Genomic DNA, 20616 nt, shown 5'->3' on the forward strand with positions numbered 1-20616 from the left:
TCTCTTGGTTAGGCTCGGCAGCATGGCCACACGTGCGTCCGGTGGGGCGAAATCCTCCTCGCGTGCCGGGGCCGAGCAGGCCCGGGGCAGAACGGGCGGCGACCGGCCGCCCGCACCGCGCCGCACCGGCGGCGGAACGAAGGCGGCGGCCAAGAAGCCCGCCGCCCGCGGCGCCGCGCCCAAGAAGGCCCCGGCGAAGAACGGCGGCAAGGGCGGTGGCAAGGGCGGCGCGCCGCGCAAGGCGCCCGCGAAGGGCCGCCCGCCCGCGCCCGATCCGGTGCCGAACCTGTTCCTCGCGTTCTTCGGCCTGCTGTTCAAGCTCTACCACCTCGCCGCCGTCGCGGTCGGGTCGCTGTTCCGCGCGTTCGGCAACGGCGCCCGCAACCTCGACACCGAGCACCGGCGCGACGGCCTCGGGCTGGCGCTGCTCGGCTCGGCGATCGTGCTCGCGTCGGTCACCTGGTGGACGCCGCGCGGCGTCGTCACCAGGGCGCTGGAGCAGGTCGTGCGCGGCGGGATCGGGATCCTCGCGATGGGCGTGCCCGTCGTGCTGGCGGTGCTCGCGTGGCGGACGCTGCGGCACCCCGACACCAACGAGGACACCGGACGCGTCGCGATCGGCCTGACCGCCCTGCTCGTCGGCGTCGTCGGGGTCGTCCACATCGGCTCGGGCCTGCCGTCGCCCGCCGACGACATGACCGGCGTGCGCGACGGCGGCGGCGTGATCGGCTGGCTCGTGTCGGCGCCGCTGGCCGCCGCGCTGAGCACGTGGGTCGCGGTGCCGCTGCTCCTGCTGCTGTCGGGGTTCGGGCTGCTGGTGGTGACGGCGACGCCGATCGCGCGCGTCCCCGAACGCCTCGCCGACCTGTGGGCCGTCGCGACGCTCCAGGGCCGCACCGGCGCGCCCGCCGAGACCGACGAGAACGCGGAGCCGAAGCCCAAGCGCCGCCGCCGGTCCCGCGCAGCCGAGGGCGGCGAGGAGGGCGTCGAGCGCGGCGAGCACTCCCGCCCCTACGACACGCCGCTGCTGGACGAGGACGCGCCGCGCCCGGGCGCCTCCCGCGACCTCGCCGACGACCTGTTCGAGCCGGACCCGTTCGGTCCGCCGCCCGAGCCGCCCGCCGAACCGCCCGCCGACCTGCTGCCGCCCGATCCGGTGGACGACGCGCCGCCGCCGCAGCCGGCCGTCCCGGACCCGACGCCCGCGCCGCGCCGCAGCGAGCAGCTCCCGCTGTCGTCGTCGGGGGAGATCTACGAGCTGCCCGAGCCGTCCGCGCTGCGTCCCGGCAGCGTCGCCAAGCCGCGCACCAAGGCCAACGACCAGGTCGTGAACTCGCTCACCGGCGTGCTGGAGCAGTTCAACATCGACGCGCAGGTCACCGGCTTCACGCGCGGCCCGACGATCACCCGGTACGAGATCGAGCTGGGCCCGGCGGTCAAGGTCGAGAAGATCACCGCGCTGACCCGCAACATCGCCTACGCGGTGAAAAGCTCCGAGGTCCGGATCATCTCCCCGATCCCGGGCAAGTCGGCGATCGGGGTGGAGATCCCGAACGTCGACAAGGACATCGTCAGCCTCGGCGACGTGCTGCGCTCGCCCGCCGCGACCGGCGAGCACCACCCGATGGTCGTCGGACTCGGCAAGGACGTCGAGGGCCGCACGGTCGTGGCGAACCTCGCGAAGATGCCGCACATCCTCATCGCGGGCGCGACCGGCGCGGGCAAGTCGACGTGCATCAACGGGCTCATCACGTCCGTGCTCATGCGCGCGACGCCCGACGAGGTCCGCATGATCCTGGTGGACCCCAAGCGCGTCGAGCTGACGATGTACCAGGGCATCCCCCACCTCATCACCCCGATCATCACCAACCCGAAGAAGGCCGCCGAAGCCCTCGAATGGGTCGTGGGGGAGATGGACCGGCGGTACGACGACCTGGCCGCGTCCGGGTTCCGGCACATCGACGACTTCAACAAGGCCGTCCGGGCGGGCAAGCTCACCGCGCCGCCCGGCAGCGAGCGCGTCTACACCCCGTACCCGTACATGCTGGTCATCGTGGACGAGCTGGCCGACCTCATGATGGTCGCGCCGCGCGACGTCGAGGACTCGGTCGTCCGCATCACCCAGCTCGCCCGCGCCGCCGGAATTCACCTCGTGCTCGCCACGCAGCGCCCGTCGGTGGACGTCGTGACCGGGCTGATCAAGGCGAACGTGCCGTCCCGGCTGGCGTTCGCGACGTCCTCGCTGGCCGACAGCCGCGTCATCCTCGACCAGCCGGGCGCGGAGAAGCTGGTCGGGCAGGGCGACGCGCTGTTCCTGCCGATGGGCGCGAGCAAGCCGATGCGGCTGCAGAACGCGTACGTGTCGGAGAAGGAGATCCACGAGGTCGTCGAGCACTGCAAGACGCAGATGCAGGCGGTCTACCGGGAGGACGTCACCGAGACGTCCGGCCCGAAGAAGGAGATCGACGAGGACATCGGCGACGACCTCGACCTGCTGCTGCAGGCGATCGAGCTGGTCGTGTCCACCCAGTTCGGTTCGACGTCGATGCTCCAGCGCAAGCTGCGCGTCGGGTTCGCCAAGGCCGGGCGCCTCATGGACCTCATGGAGAGCCGCGACATCGTCGGCCCCAGCGAGGGCTCCAAGGCGCGCGACGTCCTCGTCAAGCCCGACGAGCTGCCCGGCGTGCTCGCCGACGTGCGCGGTTCGGCCTGAGACGCCGTCCCGACGCACGGCGGACATGTTCCGTCGGTACGCCCGTGGGCGGATTGATGCGAAATCTTGGCCGGTCCAGAACGTGTCGGGCGTCGCGCAGCGGGCATGGCCGTTTCTAGACTGGAGTCCAACCGGAGTGCCGGGAGGGAGAACTCGCGTGGGTATCGGTGAGACCTTGGCGGAGGGGCGGAAGCAGGCCGGTCTCACGATCACCGAGGTGAGTCTGCGGACCCGCGTCCGCGAGAGCGTGATCCGCGGCATCGAGCGCGACGACTTCGCGCCCTGCGGCGGCGACTTCTACGCCCGCGGCCACATCCGCACCATCGCCCGCGTCGTCGGCGTCGACCCCGAACCGCTCGTCCGCGCGTTCGACGACGCGCACGGCGGCGCGCCGCAGCCCTCGTCGGCGACCGGCGGTCCGTGGGAGACCGACCGTCCGCTCGTGCCGTTCCGCGAGCGCCGCAGCCCGAACTGGAGCGCGGCGATGGCGATGGCGTTCGCGGCGCTGGTCGTCGTGGCGGGCGTCCAGTTCTTCGGCGGGCGCGGCGGCCAGCACGCCGCGCGGCAGGTCGCGGAGAAGCCCGCGCAGGCGGCGGCGTCCCCGCACCAGCAGCAGCCGCGGCGCGCGGGCGACCCGGTGGCGGCGGCGCCGCGCAAGAACGTCGAGCTGCGGCTGAAGGCGCGCCGCGCGACGTGGGTGAACGTCCGGGGCGACAAGGGCCGCACCCTCTTCAGCGGGACGCTGCGCAGCGGGACCGTCCGGGAGTGGAAGGCCAAGAAGAAGATCAGCATCCTGATCGGCAACGGCGGCGGCGTCCGGCTGACGGTGAACGGCAAGGACCTCGGCACGCCCGGGCAGAGCGGGAACGTCGTCCACCTGGACTTCACGCCGTCCGACCCCGAGGCCGCGTGAGGTAGGGGCGGGCTCGGGTCCGTCCGGCGGCGCGGGGCCGTTACCTTAGGGGGCATGCCCACACGCCGCACCGTCTCCCTCGTCACGCTCGGCTGCGCCCGCAACGAGGTCGACTCCGAAGAGCTGGCCGCCCGCATGGAGGGCGCCGGCTGGGATCTCACCGAGTCCGCCGAGGGCGCCGACGTCGTGGTGGTGAACACCTGCGGGTTCATCGAGGCCGCGAAGAAGGACTCCATCGACACCCTGCTGGCCGCGCACGACTCCGGGGCGAAGGTCGTCGCCGCCGGGTGCATGGCCGAGCGGTACGGCGCCGAGCTGGCCGCCGCGCTGCCCGAGGCCGACGCGGTCCTCGGCTTCGACGACTACGCCGAGATCGGGACGCGGCTGGACGACGTCCTCGCGGGCCGCCGCCGGGACGCCCACACCCCGCGCGACCGCCGCACGCTGCTGCCGATCAGCCCGGTGGAGCGGCGCGCGTCCGACGTCGCCGTCCCGGGACACGGCGAGCTGCCGGACGGCCTGGCGCCCGCGTCCGGGCCCCGCGTCCTGCGGCGGCGGCTCGGCGGCGGGCCGGTGGCGCCGCTGAAGCTCGCGTCCGGCTGCGACCGGCGCTGCACGTTCTGCGCGATCCCGGCGTTCCGCGGCGCGTACGTGTCGCGGCCCCCGGCGGAGGTGCTGGAGGAGGCGCGCTGGCTGGCCGGGCACGGCGTGCGGGAGGTCGTGCTCGTCAGCGAGAACTCCACGTCCTACGGCAAGGACCTCGGCGACCTGCGCGCGCTGGAGAAGCTGCTGCCGCAGCTCGCGGCGGTGGACGGGATCGAGCGCGTCCGCGTGAGCTACCTCCAGCCCGCCGAGCTGCGGCCCGGGCTGATCGAGGTCATCGCGGGGACGCCCGGCGTCGCCCCCTACTTCGACCTGTCGTTCCAGCACGCGAGCGGCCCGGTGCTGCGCTCGATGCGGCGGTTCGGCGACCGTCCGCGCTTCCTGGAGCTGCTGGACCGCGTCCGCGACCTCGCGCCCGAGGCGGGCGTCCGGTCCAACTTCATCGTCGGGTTCCCCGGCGAGACCGAGGACGACTTCGCCGAGCTGGCCGCGTTCCTGGAGGACGCCAGGCTCGACGCGATCGGCGTGTTCGGCTACTCCGACGAGGACGGCACCGAGGCCGCGTCCCTGCCCGGCAAGGTCGACCCCGACGAGGTCGCGCGCCGCACGGCCGAGCTGACCGACCTCGCCGACGAGCTGACCGCCCAGCGCGCCGAGGACCGCGTCGGCACCGAGCTGCGCGTCCTCGTGGAGGACAAGACCGACGACGGCGCCTTCGAGGGCCGCGGCGAGCACCAGGCGCCCGAGGTGGACGGCACGGTGCTCGTGCGGGGCACGGGGCTGGCGCTCGGCGACCTCGCGACCGTCCGGGTGACGGGCAGCGACGGCGTCGATCTGGTCGCGGACCTCGCGTGACGCCGGGCTCCCCCCGGCCGGACGATCCGCCCAGCCTCTACAACGTCGCCAACCTGCTCACGATCGTCCGCATCGCCCTGGTGCCGCCGTTCCTGTGGCTGCTGCTCCAGGACGGCACCGGCTGGCGGCTCGCCGCGTTCGCGGTGTTCGCGGTCGCGTCCGTCACCGACAAGATCGACGGCGATCTGGCGCGCAAGCACGGCCTCGTCACCGACTTCGGCAAGATCGCCGACCCGATCGCCGACAAGGCGCTGACCGGCGCGGCGCTCATCGGGCTGTCGGTGCTCGGCGAGCTGTGGTGGTGGGTGACGATCGTGATCCTCGTGCGGGAGATCGGTATCACCCTGCTGCGGTTCGTCGTCATCCGCTACGGGGTGATCCCGGCGAGCAAGGGCGGCAAGCTCAAGACGATGCTGCAGGTCCTCGCGATCGGGTTCTTCATCCTGCCCGGGCCGCTGGACCCCGTCCGGTTCGTCCTGATGGGCGCGGCGGTGGTCGTCACGACGGTGACGGGCGCGGACTACCTCGTCCAGGCGTGGCGGCTGCGCCGGGCCGCCCGCGCCGCCTGACGGCGTATCTTCGACGCCTGAGGACCACCGACAGGCGGGAGTGCCGATGCGCGTCGAACTGCTCACGATCGGGGACGAGCTGCTGATCGGCGACGTGGTCAACGGCAACGCCGCCTGGCTCGGCCGGCGGCTCGCCGACCACGGCGTGGACGTGACGCGCAGCGTGGTCGTGGGCGACGAGCTGGACGTCATCGTCGCGGCCGTCGAGAGCGCGTTGAGCCGGGCCGACGTCGTCATCACCACCGGCGGCCTCGGCCCCACCTACGACGACCTCACGCGGGACGCGCTGGCGAAGGCGGCGGGCGCGGCGCTCGTCCGCGACCCGGCGCTGGAGCGGCGGCTGCGCGAGCGCGTCGCGGCGGCCGGACGGACGCTGGAGCCGATGGCGCTGCGCATGGCCGACGTCCCCGAGGGCGCCCGCGTCCTGCCGAACTCCGAGGGCAGCGCGCCGGGGCTGCGGTTCGACCTGCGCGGCGGCGTGGTGTACGCGCTGCCGGGCGTCCCGTACGAGATGCGGACGCTCATGGACGCGACCGTCCTGCCCGAGCTGGAGGAGCGCGCCGGGCTGCCCGCGGTCGCGCGGCGCACGCTGCGGACGGCCGGGATCTGGGAGTCGGTCGTCGCGACGCGGCTGGCCCCGGTGGAGCGCATGGACGGCGTGCGGCTGGCGTACCTGCCGTCCCCGAGCGAGGTCCGGATCAGGATCACGGCGGCGGGCGAGAACCCCGAAGCTCTGCTCGCCGAGGCGGAGCGGGCCGCGCGGGACCTGCTCGGCGACGCCGTCTACGGGACGGGCGACGAATCTCTCGACCGGGTCGTCCACCGCCTGCTGGCCGAGCGCGGCGCGACCGTCGCCACGGCCGAGTCGCTGACCGGCGGGCTGATCGGGGCGGAGCTGACCGAGATGCCCGGTTCATCGGCGACCTACGCGGGCGGCGAGGTCGTCTACGCGACGGAGTTGAAGCACCGGCTGCTCGGGGTCCCCGCCGAGCTGCTGGAGCGGCACGGGGCCGTCCACCCGGACGTGGCCGCGCTCATGGCCGTCGGCGTCCGGGACCGGATCGGCGCGGATTATGGCCTCGCCGTCACCGGCGTGGCCGGTCCGGACCCCCAGGACGGGCAGCCGGTCGGCACGGTCCACGTCGGCGTGGCCGGACCCGGCACCGAACCCGTCGTGATCAGTCCGCGACTCCCCGTGGCCGCCGGTGGGCCGGAGGCGCGGGGCGTCGTGCGCCGGATGACGGTCGTCCAGGCCCTTGAACTGCTCCGGCGCACGATTCTCGGGCTTGACGCCGAGCCGGGAACCCAGCACGCTCGTAAAGATCCGGAAGAGTAGGGCTGATTACAGCGTTACGTTCCGAGCGAACACGAAATCGCCGGTCTGCCATGCCCGCCCTCCGGGCGGGTACGGTGGAAGCGGTAGATGGTCCGAACTGAGGGAGGGAGCGAGACGATGGTCCTGCTTCGCCAGCTGCTCGGTGACGTACTGCGGCAGCTGCGGCTGCGCCAGGGACGCACCCTCCGCGAGGTGTCCGCGGCGGCACGGGTTTCCCTCGGATACCTGTCCGAGGTCGAGCGAGGGCAGAAGGAAGCCTCGTCGGAGCTGCTCGCGTCGATCTGCAAGGCGCTGGGCGTGCCGCTGTCGCACGTCCTGCGCGAGGTCGCGGACGCACTGGCCCTCGCCGAGCTGCAGCACGAGCCGGTGATGGCGGGCGCGCCCGAGCACGAGCGGCTCACCGAGAAGATCCCGGCCACGCCCGAGGAGATCACCGGCGAGTTCCGCGCCGACATGGTGGCCGCCTGACGGCGGTCGCACGTGGGGTACCCGGGACGGTGCGTCGTGCGCCGTCGCCCGGGTCCGTCCCGCCCTGTGGGCGGTTTCACGCGTATGCGCGGCATATGCGGGCAGGTCTGACGTTGATAACGGACGGACCGGTTACGACGGAGGGAGTCCCACGATGGCGGCGATCAAGAGCCCGCTGAGCGAGTCGGCGCAGAAGGTGACGGGGGACGCGCTGCAGGGGGCGCTGGTCGATCTGATCGATCTGTCCCTGTACGCCAAACAGGCGCACTGGAACCTCACCGGCCGCAACTTCAAGGTCGTCCACGAGCACCTGGACGAGATCGTCGATCTCGCCCGGCAGGCGCAGGACGACGTCGCCGAGCGCGCGATCGCGATCGGCGTGAACCCCGACGGCCGCGCGCGGACCGTCGCCGACCGCACCGAGATCCCGCAGCTCGAATCGGGCTATCTGGACGACGACAAGGTCGTGGCGGCGGTGACCGACGCGCTGGCGCAGATCATCGCGCGCTTCCGGGAGCGCGTCGCGGCGACCGACGAGCCCGACCCGATCACCCAGGACCTGCTGATCGGCATCACCGCGAGCCTCGAAAAGCAGCACTGGATGTTCCAGGCCCAGTCCTGATCATCGACTCGCACGGCCCCGGCCCGGACAGGGCCGGGGCCGTCCTGTTCAGGACGGCTGGCAGGCGGGGCACCAGAAGGTGACGCGTTCGCCGACGTCCGACGCCTGGTCGGCGCGGCGGACGGGCGTGCCGCAGCGGCGGCAGGGGCGTCCGCCGCGGCCGTAGACCCAGTGTTCGCGGCCCGGCCGGCGGTCGCCGGTGGTGATGTGGCCGTGGCGGGCCTTGTTGGCGTCCAGGAGGCGATGGGAGAGGTCCACGACGGCCGGGAGGTCCGGGACGTCCCGGACGGCCGTCCACGGGCTCACGCCGCGCAGGAACAGGATCTCGGACTTGTAGACGTTCCCGATCCCGGCCAGCACCCGCTGATCCAGCAGCGCCTCGCCGATCGCGCGCTCGGGCGCGGCGCGCAGGTTCCGGACGGCCTCGTCCGCCAACTCAGGGCCCCAGGACGGGTCGAGCAGATCAGGACCGAGGTGCCCGACGACGCGGGACTCCTCGGCCGTCGGGAGCAGGTCGAGCTTGCCCAGCGACGTCCCGACGGCCAGCGCGTCGCGGGTGCCGAGCACCAGCCGTACCCGGTGGCCGCGCGGCGCGGCGCCGGCCGCGCCGACGTGGAACCGCCCCTCCATCAGCAGGTGGACGTGGATCGTCAGCCCGCCCGACACCCGGATGAGCAGGTGCTTGCCGCGCGAGGCGACGGACACGACCGTCCGCCCGCGCAGGTCGGCGGTGGCGTGGCGCGGCACGCGCAGTTCGGCGCGCGTCAGGGCGTGCCCGGTGAGCGCCGCGTCCAGGAGCGCGGCGGTCAGCCGGACGGTGTCGCCTTCGGGCACGTCAGAGGAAGGACGGGCTTTCCCAGGCGGCGGGGTCCTCGGTCAGCTTCTGGACGGGATCGGGCAGGCGCCCCTCGGCGATGTGCTGGAGCGACACGGTCTCCAGGATGCCGCGCTCGCTGGCGCGCAGCGCGATCCACACCTCCTGCAGCGAGCGGGCGGGACCCTCGTACCCGACGTGCTCGGGGCGCTCGCCCCGGACGCCGAGCAGCGGCCCGTCGATGGCGCGGATGATGTCGGCGAGCATGATGTCCCCGGCGGGCCGGGCGAGCCAGTAGCCGCCCTCCGGGCCGCGCTGGCTGCGCACCAGGCCGGACCGGCGGAGCTGGCCGAGAATGTTCTCGAGGAACTTGGGCGGAATCTGCTGCGCTTCCGCGAGCTGGACCGCGGTCACCGGACGGTCTCCGGCGACGGCGAGTTCGGCGGCGGCGCGCAGGGCGTAGTCGACCCGGGCGGACAATCGCATGCTCGTATTATCCCTTGTCGATCTGACTGGTCTGGCTTACCTCCCCGCCAAGGGCCGGTGCGGTCCGGCGCCCCCGTGGCCGGACCGCAGGTCAGCGGGCTTTACGCGGCGGTAAGTTCGAGCAATTCGGCGGCGGCGCGCGCGTTCGCGGCGGCGGCCCCGTAGGTGGCCACGTGGACGGCCCCCTCCGGCCGCCAGACGGGCAGTCCCATCTCCACGAGGACGGCGTCCGGACGGGCCGTGAGCAGCGCGGAAGCGAGCGCGCGCTGTCCCGCGTGCCGGTGCGCGTCCCGCAGGACGATCACCAGCCCGCGCCCCCGGGCACGTTCCACCAGGCCGGCGGCCTCGGCGGGGGAGCCGTCGGCCCGGACGGCGTCCGGCGCGTACGGCCCGAGCCCCCACGGCGTCGGCCCGACCGCGATGTTGCCGTCCGCCGACAGCTCCACGACGAGCGGCGGCGCGGCGAAGACCGGGAGCGTCCCGGTGACGCGGAGGGCGCGGCGGGCGGCGTCCAGCCCGGCGGCCCGGTCCGGCCGGACGTCCGGCGTGCCGGGCGGACGCCGGAGCGCCTCGGTGCGGGACGCGGCGTCGGCGAGCCGTTCCAGCGGCAGCCGCCCGGACCGGACGGCCCCGGTGATCGCCGCCAGGACGGCCCGGACGGAGTCGGCGTGCTCGCGCGGCCCGAGGCACAGCAGGTCCGCGCCCGCCAGCAGCGCCCGGACGGCCGCCTCCGGGATCCCGATCGCGCCGCTCGCCCCCTTCATGTCCAGGGCGTCGGTGACGATCACGCCCCGGTAGCCGAGATGCTCGCGCAGCAGCCCGGTGATCACGGCGGGGGAGAGGGTCGCGGGCACGCCGCCGGTGATCGCGGGCAGGTCCAGGTGGGCGGTCATCACGGCCCGGGCGCCTGCCGCGATGGCCGCGCGGAACGGCACCAGCTCGCGCCGGTCCAGCAGGTCCAGGTCGGCGTCCACGATCGGGACGCCGAGATGGGAGTCCTCGACCGTCGCGCCGTGGCCGGGGAAGTGCTTGGCACAGGCCGCGACGCCCGCCTCCTGCGTCCCGGCGACGGCGGCTGCGGCGTGCCGGGCGACCAGTTCGGGGTCCGAACCGAACGAGCGGGTCCCGATGACGGGGTTGGCGGCGGCGGTGTTGACGTCCACCGACGGCGCGAAGTTGACGTTCACCCCCACGGCGGCCAGCTCCGCGCCGAGCGAGCGGTAGACGCGGCGGGTCAGGTCCGGGTCGTCCACGGCGCCGAGCGCGGCGTTGCCCGGGTAGGGGCTGGCCGCGAGGTGGCCGCCGAGGCGGGTGACGTCGCCGCCCTCCTCGTCCATCGTGACGATCGGGGCCGCGACCTCGCGCAGCCGGGCGGTCAGCGCCGCGAGCGCGTCCGGGCCGGGGACGTTGCCGTTGATCGCGAACAGGGTGACGCCGCCGAGGCCGCGGTCCAGCTCGTCCAGGAGCCAGCGCGGGGCGGTGGCGCCCGCGAAGCCCGGCAGCAGCGCGGCGCGGGCCAGCCGGGACAGTTCGTCGCTCATCCCTTCACCGCCCCGGCGGTCAGCCCGGACACCATGCGGCGCTGGATCGCGAGGAAGAACACGATGACGGGGAGCGTGAGCAGCGTGGACGCGGCCATGATCGAGCCCCAGGCGTTCCCGCTGTGCCCGAAGAAGTACTGCATCATGATCGGCAGGGTCGCCTTGTCCTGGTCGTCGAGGAACGTGAACGCGAAGAGGAACTCGTTCCAGGCGGTGATGAAGGAGAAGATGCTGGTGGCGACCAGTCCGGGCGCGACGAGCGGGAGCAGGACGCTGAAGAACACCCGCACCGGGCCGGCGCCGTCCAGCGCCGCCGCCTCCTCCAACTCCTTCGGGATCGCCGCGACGAACCCGCGCAGCATCAGCACCGCGAACGGCACCGAGAACCCGATGTAGACGAGGGCGAGGCCGCTGAGGCTGTTCAGCAGGTCCAGCCGCCGCAGGTCCAGGAACAGCGGGATGACCAGGGCCTCCAGCGGCGCCATCTGGACGATCAGCAGCAGCACGAGGAACGTCGTCCGGAAGCGGAACCGGAACCGGGCGACGGCCGTCGCCGCGAGCAGCGCCAGCAGGCCGGACGCCACGACGGTCACCAGGGCCAGCACCAGGCTGTTACGGAAGTACGTCCAGAAGGACACCTCCGCGACCGGGTTGCCGAGGACGTCGCCGAAGTGGCTGAGCGTCGGGTGCAGCGTGATCGGCTTCGGCGTCGTGCTGAAGATGGCGTCGTCGGGCTTGAACGCGGTCGACACCATCCAGAAGACGGGGAACACCGCGAGCGCGAACACCGCGAGCCCGAGGACGTTGAACCCCGCCGCGCGCAGTTTCCGGTGCCTCATGCCGTCTCCCCCTGCCGGACCATGACGCGGACGTACACCGCCGTGACGACGAGCAGGATCAGCGTGAGCACCACCGCGATGGCCGAGCCCATGCCGAGCTTGGGGTTCAGCGAGCCGAACGCCTCGGAGTAGGCGTAGAGCGACAGGTTGAAGGCGTCGCGGTTGGCGAGGCCGGACATGACGAACAGCTGGGTGAACACCTTGAAGTCCCAGATCACCGACATGACGATCAGCACCATGAAGATCGGCTTGAGGAGCGGGACGGTGATCGTCCAGAACGACCGCCACGGGCCCGAGCCGTCCACGCGCGCCGCCTCGTACAGCTCGCTCGGGACGCTCTTGAGCCCGGCCAGCACCGACACGGCGACGAACGGGCACGCCTGCCAGACCACGCACACCGTCAGCACGGTGTAGGTGGACAGCGGGGTCGCGAACCAGTTGTGGTCGGGCCAGCCGCCGCCGACGAGGGCGTCGGGGAGGCGGTCCAGCAGCCAGTTGACGAGGCCGCCGGTCGTGCCGAACAGCCAGGAGAAGATGATCGCGGCGGTGACCGGCGGCGTCGCCCACGCGACCAGCACGCCGCCCGCGACCAGGTTGGCCATGCGGCGGCCGAGCCGGTTGAGCAGCAGGCCGATGAGCGTGCCGACGGTCATCGTCAGCGTCACGGCGACGGCCGCGAACAGGACGGTGTGGCGGAGCGTCTGCCAGAAGAACGGGTCGGCGAAGATCGTCCGGAAGTACTCCAGGCCGACGTGCTCGGCGGGCTCGCCGCGGAGCTGCCGGTTGCCGATCTTCTGCAGCGACATGACGCCGATCTGGCCGATCGGCCACAGCATCAGCACGGCGATGACGGCCAGCGCGGGCAGGATCAGCAGATACGGCCCGGGGCGGAGGCGGCGGGAGCGCGCCGGACCGGGATCGCCCCGGTCCGGCGCCTTCCCCACCGCGGACGCGGTGTCGAGCATCTCGTCCCCTTACGGGTTGAGGAGCGTGTTGGCCTGCTCGTCGGCCTTCTTCAGCTCGTCGTCGATCGGCTTGCCCTGGACGATCGCCTTCAGCATGTTCGGGACGACCTTCTTGCTCTGCTCGAACTCGCCCCAGCCGGAGCTGATCGGCGCGAACTTGGTGTTCGCGGCGATGTCGGTGAACACGGCGAGCCTCGGGTCGGAGAACCGGACGTCCGAGCGCATCGAGGAGAAGCCGCTGATGTCGGCCCACGCGGCGGCGTTCTTGGCGTTGTTCAGGACGGTGGCGTAGTCGAACGCGGCCTTCGGCGCCTTGGTGTCCTTCCAGACGGCGACGTCCGAGCCGCCCGCGAGCGCCGGGGCGTTGCCGCCGTTCTTCGCCGGGATCGGGAAGACGGCCCACTTGTCGGCGTTCTTCGGAGCGATCTTCTTCATCTGGGCGAAGGCCCAGCTGCCGTCGATGTACATGCCGAGCTTTCCGAGCGCGAAGTCGGTCTGCGGGCCCTGCAGCTCGTTCTTGCCGACGTACTTCTCCGGCGCGACCTTGTCCGTCGTGATCAGGCCCGTGTAGTACGACACGGCGTCCTTGACCTGCGGGGACGTGAACTGGCCGACCCACTTGCCGTTCTGCTTGGCCGCGATGTCGCCGCCCGCGCCCCAGACGAAGCTGAGCAGCGCGTTGGTCTGGTCGGTCGGGACGCCGATGCCGGGGACCTTCTGGGCGTCCTGGACCTTCTTGGCGGCGGCGGTCAGCTCGGCCCACGTCTTGGGCGCGGTGATGCCGGCCTTGTCGAACCAGTCCTTGCGGTACCAGACGCCGCGCACGCCGCCGTACCAGGGGAGCGCGTAGGTCTTGCCGTCCGCCTTGTCGTTCTCCAGGGCGGTCTTGTTGAGCTTGCCCGCGTCGGCCCAGCCCGCGACCTGGTCGGTGATGTCGAGGAGGTTGCCCTGCTCGATGTGGGACTGGACGTCGGTGTTGCCGAGTTCGGTGACGTCCGGCCCCTCGCCGCCGGCGGCGGCCTTCTGGAACGTGGTGGCGACCTGCGGCCATGGGACGTACTTCACCTGGACGTCGGTGTTCGGGTGCTTCTGCCGGAACTCCGTCTCGACCTGGTCGAGGAACTTGGTCTGCTCGGGCGTGCCGTCGCCCATCATCCAGACCTTGAGCTGCGCGGGGTCCTTGCCCGCGTCCGCGCCGTCCTTCTTGTCGCCGCCGCAGGCCGAGGCGGCCAGGGCGATCGCGACCGTCGTCGCCGCGATCCTGGTGTATTTCACTGGGGGTTCCTTTCCGGCATCGCCCGCCCGGCCTGCAGTGCTTCGTGCCCCGACGCGGAGAACCCGTAGGGTCCAGCCATGCCGTGGTCGCCGTCGCACCGCTCGCGGGCGCCCTGCTCGCCAGTGGCGCTCGGTGCGCCTCCCCCGGGGGACCGGGTCGGGCGCCTGGGGCGTAAACTAACAAGAAAGTTTCCTATTTAAAACGGCTCGTTAGCGGATTGAGACATCGAGGTGGTCGAAGCATGACCCGACGGCCCGGAACACCGCGTTTGCTGCGCGAGCTGAACGACCGCGCGGCGCTGGACCTGCTGCTCAGCCGGGGACCGCTCACGCGGGCGCAGATCGGCGAGCACACGGGGCTGTCGAAGGTCACCGCGTCGCAGCTCCTCGCGCGGCTGGAGGAGCGCGGGCTGGTCGAGGTCGCGGGCGAGCAGGCGGGCGGCCGGGGGCCCAACGCGGCGCTGTACGCGGTCGTGCCGTCGAGCGCCTATGTGGCGGGGCTGGAGGTCGGGCCGGACGGGGTGACGGCGGGCGTCGCCGACATCACGGGCCGGGTCGTCGCGCGGGTCACCGTCGACCCGAACGGGACGGACGCGCCCGCGCCGCTCGTCCACGACGCCGTCGTCAAGGCGTGCGCGTCGGCGGACGTCGCGGTGGGGCGGCTCAGCGCGTTCGTCATCGGGACGCCCGGCGTCGTGGACCCGCGGTCGGGGGACGTGCAGTTCGCGTTCGACCTGCCCGGCTGGCACGCGGGCGTGCTCGCGGCGCTGCGGTCGGACCTGCGCGCGCCCGTGACGCTGGAGAACGACGTCAACCTCGCCGCGCTCGCCGAACGGGCCTACGGGGCGGCGGCGTCCGCCGAGGACTTCGCGCTGGTGTGGCTGGACCGGGGCATCGGCCTGTCGGTGATGCTCGGCGGACGGCTGCACCGGGGACGGTTCGGCGGCGCGGGCGAGATCGGCTACCTGCCCGTGCCCGGCGCGCCGCTGCCGGTGGGCACGGCGCGCCGCGCCCCCGACGCCGCCGAGGGCGTCACCGAGTCGACCTCGTGGGGCATTCCCGCGCTGGCGGGCGGTTACGGCTCGCTGGTCGGCGCGGACGCGGTGCGCCGCCTCGCCCACGCGCACGGCTTCACCGAGCCGACCGCCGTCGCCTGCGTCCGGGCCGCCGCCGCCGACGAGTCGCGCGGCGCCGCGTTCCTGGACGAGCTGGCCGACCGCATCGCCTACGGCGTGACCTCGGTGAACATCGTGCTGGACCCGGGCCTGGTCGTCCTGTCAGGCCGCCTCGGCGTCGCCGGCGGCCGTCCGCTGGCCACCCGGATCGAGGGCGTGGTCGGACGCATCAGCCCGACCCGCCCCGCCGTGGCGGTCAGCGAGGTGGAGGGCCCGCCCGTCCTGCGCGGCGCCCTCCACGCCGCCGTCGAACAGGCCCGCGACGAGGTCTTCGCCTCCTGACCCGCCCGACCTCCCACACCCAGGCCCCCGAACCCGCACCGCGCAGCCGCCCTGCGCCGTGCGGGGGCGGCGGCGCGCGGGTTACTTCTGCGGCTGCGGTGCCGTGGCCGCGACCGGTGGGACGCGTCGCGGGTCGTGCAGGGCACGGTCCAGGACGGTCCGGTTGATGATTTCGCGCTTGCGTCGTTGCGCGGCGGCCCAACGTGCCGTCGGTGTCATGGCGACTCCTGATTTCCGCGGCGGGCTTTCCCCGTCCCGCCGCAAACCCCGTATGACCTCATCTTCCCAGCCCCGTCTGGCACGCCGGATCCACCCAGAGGACGAATTCGCGGTGCGACCTTCGGCCGACGCCCCGGGGGCGGAACGCGCGGGCGCCGGCCGCGCGCGTTACCTTCGGGGCGGGGCGAGTCCGCGCGGCCGGCGGCGGCTCGTCCGCCCTCCCGGCGGCGCCGCGCGGGAGGCCCTGGAACCCGGCGAGGAGGACGCATGGCCCTGCGGGAGCGCCTGCGCAGGTTGGCGCAGCGGCCGGGGAGCGCGGACATCGGCCCGCTCCAGGCCGTCGTGGCCGAGGCGGGACGCCGTGAGGACGACGTCCGCGCCCTCGACGACGCGGCCCTCACCGCCGCCGTCGCCGAGCTGCGCGAAACGGGCCTGCGCGCCGACGCCGACCTCGCCGCGTTCTGCGCGCTCGGCCGGGAGGCGGCGCGGCGCGCGCTCGGCGAGCGGCCGTTCGACGTGCAGCTCGTCGGCGTCCTCGCGCTGCTGTCGGGACGGGTCGCCGAGATGGCCACCGGCGAGGGCAAGACGCTGGCCGGGGCGCTCGCCGCCGCGGGCCACGCGCTGCGCGGACGGCGCGTCCACGTCCTGTCGGTCAACGACTACCTCGCCCGCCGCGACGCCGAGTGGATGCGCCCGCTGCACGCGCTGCTCGGCATGACGTCCGGCTGGGTCGTGCAGGAGTCCGCGCCGGACGAGCGCCGCGCCGCCTACGCCGCCGACATCACGTACGCGCCGGTCAGCGAGGTCGGCTTCGATCTGCTGCGCGACCGCCTCGCCACCGACCCGGACGCGCTCGTCCTGCCCGAGCCCGGCGTCGCGCTCATCGACGAGGCGGACTCGGTGCTGGTGGACGAGGCGATGGTCCCGCTCGTCCTCGCCGGAAACGCCGACGACGAACCCACCACCGATACCGCAGTGTCCCCCGACGAACCGACCCCGACCGACCTCGCAGTATCCCCCGACCAACCGACCCCGACCGACCTCCCGGGCGACCACGCCGAGCTGGTGCGGCGGCTGCGGCCCGGCCGCGACTACACCACGGACGAGGAGGCGCGCAATGTCCAGCTCACCCCGGCCGGCGCCCGCGAGGTCGAACGCGCGCTCGGCGGCATCGACCTGTACGCGCCCGCGCACCTGCCGACGCTGACCGCCGTCAACCTCGCCCTGCACGCCGAGGCGCTGCTGCACCGCGACGTCGACTACATCGTCCGGGACGGCGCGGTGAAGCTGATCAGCGAGTCCCGGGGCCGCGTCGCGCTGCTCCAGCGCTGGCCGGACGGCCTGCACGCGGCGGTCGAGGCCAAGGAGCGGCTCGCGGCGTCGCCCGGCGGGGAGATCCTGGACTCGATCACCGTCCAGGAACTGATCGGCCGCTATCCGGTGCGGTGCGGCATGACGGGCACCGCGCTCGCCGTCGCCGGGCAGCTGCGCGAGTTCTACGAGCTGGACGTGGTCGTCGTCCCGCCGAACCGGCCGCGCATCCGCGTGGACGAGCCCGACCGCCTCTACGCCACGGCCGACGACCGCGACGTCGCCGTCGTCGAGGTCATCGCCGACGCGCACGCCGCCGGACGGCCCGTGCTGGCCGGGACGCCGGACGTCGCGGCGTCCGAACGGCTCGCGCGGCGGCTGCGCCGGGCCGGGCTGGACCCGGTCGTCCTCAACGCCAAGAACGACGCCGCCGAGGCCGCGATCATCGCCGAGGCGGGCGCGTACGGGGCGATCACCGTGTCCACGCAGATGGCGGGGCGCGGCACCGACATCCGGCTCGGCGGCGCGGACGGCGCCGACCGCGACCGGGCGGCCGAGGCGGGCGGCCTGCTGGTCGTCGGAACGGGCCACTACCACAGCAGCAGGCTGGACGATCAGCTCCGCGGCCGGGCCGGACGCCAGGGCGATCCCGGCGGCTCGGTGTTCCTCACCGCGCTGACCGACGACCTCGTCACCCGCTACGCGCCCGACCAGACCTACGACGGCCCGACCGCCGACGACGGCCTGGTCACCGACAAGGGCGCGCACTGGATCGCCGGCCACGCCCAGCGCGTCGCCGAGGGCGTCGACCTGGAGATCCACCGCAACACGTGGCGCTACAACCACCTGATCGGGCTGCAGCGCGAAGACGTCCTCGCCGAGCGCGACCGCGTCCTGCGCGGCGACGCGGGGGACGCCCTGATGCGCGACCGCGCCGCCGCGCACCACCGCGAGCTGACGGACGCGGCGGGGGAGGACGCGGTCGCGGCGGCGGCCCGCCAGCTCGTCCTGTTCCACCTCGACCGCACCTGGTCGCGCCATCTGGCCTACTTGGCGGACCTGCGCGAAGGCATCCACCTGCGGTCGCTCGGCCGGGGCCTGGACCCGCTGGTGGAGTTCAACCGCGAGGCCGTCCCGGCGGGCAAGCGCCTGCTCGCCGACGCGCGGGACGCCGCCGTCGAGGCGTTCAACGCCCTGCCCCCGGACGTGGACCTGACGGCAGCGGGCGTCCGGCGTCCCACCGCGACGTGGACGTACATCGCGCACGACAACCCGTTCGGCACGCTGGACGAACGGGCCTTCCGCGGCCTCGTCGCAATGTTCACCGGCCGCCGGGGCCGCTCGTCCTGAGCGGCCCCGGACGGGCGGGTCAGCGCAGGTCGAACCGGTCGAGGTTCATGACCTTGTCCCACGCGGCGACGAAGTCCGTCACGAACTTCGCCCGCGCGTCGTCGCTGGCGTAGACCTCGGCGAGCGCCCGCAGCTCGGAGTTCGAGCCGAACACCAGGTCGGCGCGGCTGCCCGTCCAGCGGACGGCGCCGGACGCGTCCACGCCCTCGAACGTCTCGGCGTCCCCGGCCACCGGCCGCCACGTCGTGCCGAGATCCAGCAGGTTGACGAAGAAGTCGTTCGTCAGCGCGCCGGGCCGGTCGGTGAGCACGCCGAGCGACGACCCGCCGTGGTTCGCGCCGAGGACCCGCAGGCCGCCGACGAGCACGGTCAGCTCCGGCGCGCTCAGCGTCAGCAGGTTCGCCCGGTCGACCAGGAGGTACTCGCCGGGCAGCCGCTGGTCCTTGCCGCGGTAGTTGCGGAAGCCGTCCGCCGCCGGTTCGAGCGCGGCGAAGGACTCGACGTCGGTCTGCTCCTGCGACGCGTCCGTGCGGCCGGGCGTGAACGGCACCGTGACGTCCTGCCCGGTGTCGCGCGCGGCCTGCTCGACGGCCGCCGCGCCCGCGAGGACGATCAGGTCGGCGAGCGAGATCTTCTTGCCGCCGGTCTGCGCGGCGTCGAACGCGTCCTTGATCCCCTCCAGCGTGCGGAGGACGACCGCCAGCTCGTCGGGGTCGTTGACCTCCCACGCGTTCTGCGGTTCGAGGCGGATCCGCGCGCCGTTGGCGCCGCCGCGCTTGTCGCCGCCCCGGAACGTCGACGCCGACGCCCACGCGGCCTTGACGAGCTGGGACACCGTGAGGCCGGACGCGAGGACGCGCGACTTGAGGTCCGCGACGTCGGCGTCGTCGACGAGCGGGTGGTCCGCCTCGGGGAGCGGGTCCTGCCAGATCAGCGTCTCGGACGGGACCTCGGGGCCGAGGTAGCGGACGACCGGGCCCATGTCGCGGTGCGTCAGCTTGAACCAGGCGCGGGCGAACGCGTCGGCGAACGCGGCGGGGTCGGCGGCGAACCGGCGCGAGATCGGCTCGTAGACCGGGTCGAACCGCAGCGCGAGGTCCGTGGTCAGCATCGTCGGGGCGTGCGTCTTGGACGGGTCGTGCGCGTCCGGGACGGTCCCGGCGCCCGCGCCGTCCTTCGGCCGCCACTGCCACGCGCCCGCCGGGCTCTTGAACTGCTCCCACTCGTAGGCGAACAGCGTCTCGAAGAAGCTGTTGTCCCAGGTCGTGGGGGTGGGCGTCCAGATGCCCTCCAGCCCGCTGGTGATCGCGTCGGCGCCCTTGCCGGTGCCGTAGGAGTTCTTCCAGCCGAAGCCCTGCTCCTCGATCGGGGCGCCCTCGGGCTCGGGGCCGACGTGGTCGGCGGGCCCCGCGCCGTGCGTCTTGCCGAACGTGTGGCCGCCCGCGATCAGCGCGACGGTCTCCTCGTCGTTCATCGCCATCCGGCGGAACGTCTCGCGGATGTCGCGCGCGGCGGCGACCGGGTCGGGGTTGCCGTTCGGGCCCTCGGGGTTGACGTAGATCAGGCCCATCTGGACGGCGCCGAGCGGGCTCTCCAGCTGGCGGTCGCCGGAGTAGCGCTCGTCGTCGAGCCACGTCGTCTCCGGGCCCCAGTAGACGTCCTCCTCGGGCTCCCACACGTCCTCGCGTCCGCCCGCGAAGCCGAAGGTCTGAAAGCCCATCGACTCCAGCGCGACGTTGCCCGCGAGGATCATCAGGTCCGCCCAGGAGAGGCTCTGGCCGTATTTCTTCTTGACCGGCCACAGCAGGCGGCGTGCCTTGTCGAGGTTGCCGTTGTCGGGCCAGCTGTTGAGGGGGGCGAAGCGCTGCTGGCCGGATCCGGCGCCGCCGCGTCCGTCGCCGATGCGGTACGTGCCCGCACTGTGCCACGCCATCCGGATGATGAACGGGCCGTAGTGGCCGAAGTCGGCGGGCCACCAGTCCTGGGACGTCGTCAGGACCTCGGCGATGTCCCGCTTCACGGCGGGCAGGTCGAGTCCGCTGAACGCCGTCGCGTAGTCGAAGTCCGCGCCGAGCGGGTTCGCGACCGCCGGGTTCTTGGCGAGGATCTTCAGGTTGAGCCGGTTCGGCCACCAGCCGCGGTTGCCGCCGCCCTGGACGGGCTCGGGGGCGCGCTCGTGCGCGACCGGGCAGCCGCCCGCGCTGTCGGTGTTCGTCTGGTAAACGTCGCCTTCGTTCTCGGACATGCCGTTTCCCTTCCGGGGGCGGGGGTGGTCGCGGG

General features: G+C 73.4%; 16 protein-coding genes. 9 read left to right on the forward strand and 7 right to left on the reverse strand.

Translation table 11 applies throughout. From position 1 onward, the window contains the following. Positions 1 to 22 precede the first annotated feature (22 nt). The 7 genes from GQ466_RS06260 to GQ466_RS06290 all read left to right on the forward strand — a co-directional run bounded on the left by GQ466_RS06260 (position 23) and on the right by GQ466_RS06290 (position 8079). Positions 23 to 2713, forward strand: a complete 2691-nt coding sequence (locus GQ466_RS06260) for a DNA translocase FtsK (protein ID WP_161101761.1) — start codon at positions 23 to 25, stop codon at positions 2711 to 2713. Positions 2714 to 2930: 217 nt separating this feature from the next. Beyond that, positions 2931 to 3626 carry a helix-turn-helix domain-containing protein gene (locus GQ466_RS06265; RefSeq protein ID WP_378186494.1) on the forward strand — a complete coding sequence of 232 codons (696 nt, stop codon included), beginning with the start codon at positions 2931 to 2933 and terminating at the stop codon, positions 3624 to 3626. Between the two features lie 54 nt (positions 3627 to 3680). After that, positions 3681 to 5084, forward strand: coding sequence for a 30S ribosomal protein S12 methylthiotransferase RimO (gene rimO, locus GQ466_RS06270; RefSeq protein ID WP_161101763.1), 1404 nt, complete (start codon positions 3681 to 3683; stop codon positions 5082 to 5084). After that, entirely contained in the window at positions 5081 to 5653 is a 573-nt protein-coding gene (gene pgsA, locus GQ466_RS06275; protein ID WP_161101764.1) for a CDP-diacylglycerol--glycerol-3-phosphate 3-phosphatidyltransferase, read from the forward strand. Before rimO ends, pgsA begins: the two co-directional genes overlap by 4 nt. Before the next feature lie 46 nt (positions 5654 to 5699). After that, positions 5700 to 6989: a CinA family nicotinamide mononucleotide deamidase-related protein gene (locus GQ466_RS06280; RefSeq protein ID WP_161101765.1), complete on the forward strand. Its 1290-nt coding sequence runs from the start codon at positions 5700 to 5702 to the stop codon at positions 6987 to 6989. 117 nt (positions 6990 to 7106) lie between these two features. Then, positions 7107 to 7457, forward strand: coding sequence for a helix-turn-helix domain-containing protein (locus tag GQ466_RS06285; RefSeq protein ID WP_103563544.1), 351 nt, complete (start codon positions 7107 to 7109; stop codon positions 7455 to 7457). Positions 7458 to 7611: 154 nt separating this feature from the next. Continuing rightward, positions 7612 to 8079 (forward strand): Dps family protein, encoded by a 468-nt coding sequence (locus GQ466_RS06290; protein ID WP_161101766.1) that lies wholly within the window; start codon positions 7612 to 7614, stop codon positions 8077 to 8079. Between the two features lie 48 nt (positions 8080 to 8127). On the opposite strand, the gene GQ466_RS06295 is transcribed toward GQ466_RS06290, so the two are convergent. From GQ466_RS06295 to GQ466_RS06320, 6 genes are all read right to left on the reverse strand, one after another. Further along, positions 8128 to 8913 carry a DNA-formamidopyrimidine glycosylase family protein gene (locus GQ466_RS06295; protein ID WP_161101767.1) on the reverse strand — a complete coding sequence of 262 codons (786 nt, stop codon included), beginning with the start codon at positions 8911 to 8913 and terminating at the stop codon, positions 8128 to 8130. A gap of 1 nt (position 8914) precedes the next feature. Next, the gene (locus tag GQ466_RS06300) at positions 8915 to 9379 is read right to left on the reverse strand and encodes an RrF2 family transcriptional regulator (RefSeq protein WP_161101768.1); all 465 of its coding nucleotides are present in this window, start codon (positions 9377 to 9379) and stop codon (positions 8915 to 8917) included. Between the two features lie 101 nt (positions 9380 to 9480). Continuing rightward, positions 9481 to 10920: a glycoside hydrolase family 3 protein gene (locus GQ466_RS06305; protein ID WP_161101769.1), complete on the reverse strand. Its 1440-nt coding sequence runs from the start codon at positions 10918 to 10920 to the stop codon at positions 9481 to 9483. Continuing rightward, positions 10917 to 11759: a carbohydrate ABC transporter permease gene (locus tag GQ466_RS06310; RefSeq protein WP_161101770.1), complete on the reverse strand. Its 843-nt coding sequence runs from the start codon at positions 11757 to 11759 to the stop codon at positions 10917 to 10919. The genes GQ466_RS06305 and GQ466_RS06310 overlap by 4 nt, the downstream gene beginning before the upstream one ends. Next, positions 11756 to 12724 (reverse strand): carbohydrate ABC transporter permease, encoded by a 969-nt coding sequence (locus GQ466_RS06315; protein ID WP_161101771.1) that lies wholly within the window; start codon positions 12722 to 12724, stop codon positions 11756 to 11758. The genes GQ466_RS06310 and GQ466_RS06315 overlap by 4 nt, the downstream gene beginning before the upstream one ends. Before the next feature lie 9 nt (positions 12725 to 12733). After that, positions 12734 to 13999 (reverse strand): extracellular solute-binding protein, encoded by a 1266-nt coding sequence (locus tag GQ466_RS06320; protein WP_161101772.1) that lies wholly within the window; start codon positions 13997 to 13999, stop codon positions 12734 to 12736. A gap of 242 nt (positions 14000 to 14241) precedes the next feature. Here GQ466_RS06320 and GQ466_RS06325 point away from each other — a divergent pair, with 242 nt between their 5' ends. Together GQ466_RS06325 and GQ466_RS06330 are read left to right on the forward strand one after the other, a co-directional pair. After that, positions 14242 to 15456: an ROK family transcriptional regulator gene (locus GQ466_RS06325; protein WP_161101773.1), complete on the forward strand. Its 1215-nt coding sequence runs from the start codon at positions 14242 to 14244 to the stop codon at positions 15454 to 15456. A 486-nt stretch (positions 15457 to 15942) separates the two neighbouring features. Continuing rightward, positions 15943 to 18336 (forward strand): preprotein translocase subunit SecA, encoded by a 2394-nt coding sequence (locus tag GQ466_RS06330; RefSeq protein WP_161101774.1) that lies wholly within the window; start codon positions 15943 to 15945, stop codon positions 18334 to 18336. 19 nt (positions 18337 to 18355) lie between these two features. On the opposite strand, the gene katG is transcribed toward GQ466_RS06330, so the two are convergent. Continuing rightward, positions 18356 to 20581 carry a catalase/peroxidase HPI gene (gene katG, locus GQ466_RS06335; RefSeq protein WP_161101775.1) on the reverse strand — a complete coding sequence of 742 codons (2226 nt, stop codon included), beginning with the start codon at positions 20579 to 20581 and terminating at the stop codon, positions 18356 to 18358. Between the last annotated feature and the right edge of the window lie 35 nt (positions 20582 to 20616).

Origin of the sequence: Actinomadura rayongensis, assembly GCF_009831215.1 — a bacterium.
Classification (GTDB): Bacteria; Actinomycetota; Actinomycetes; order Streptosporangiales; family Streptosporangiaceae; genus Spirillospora; species Spirillospora rayongensis.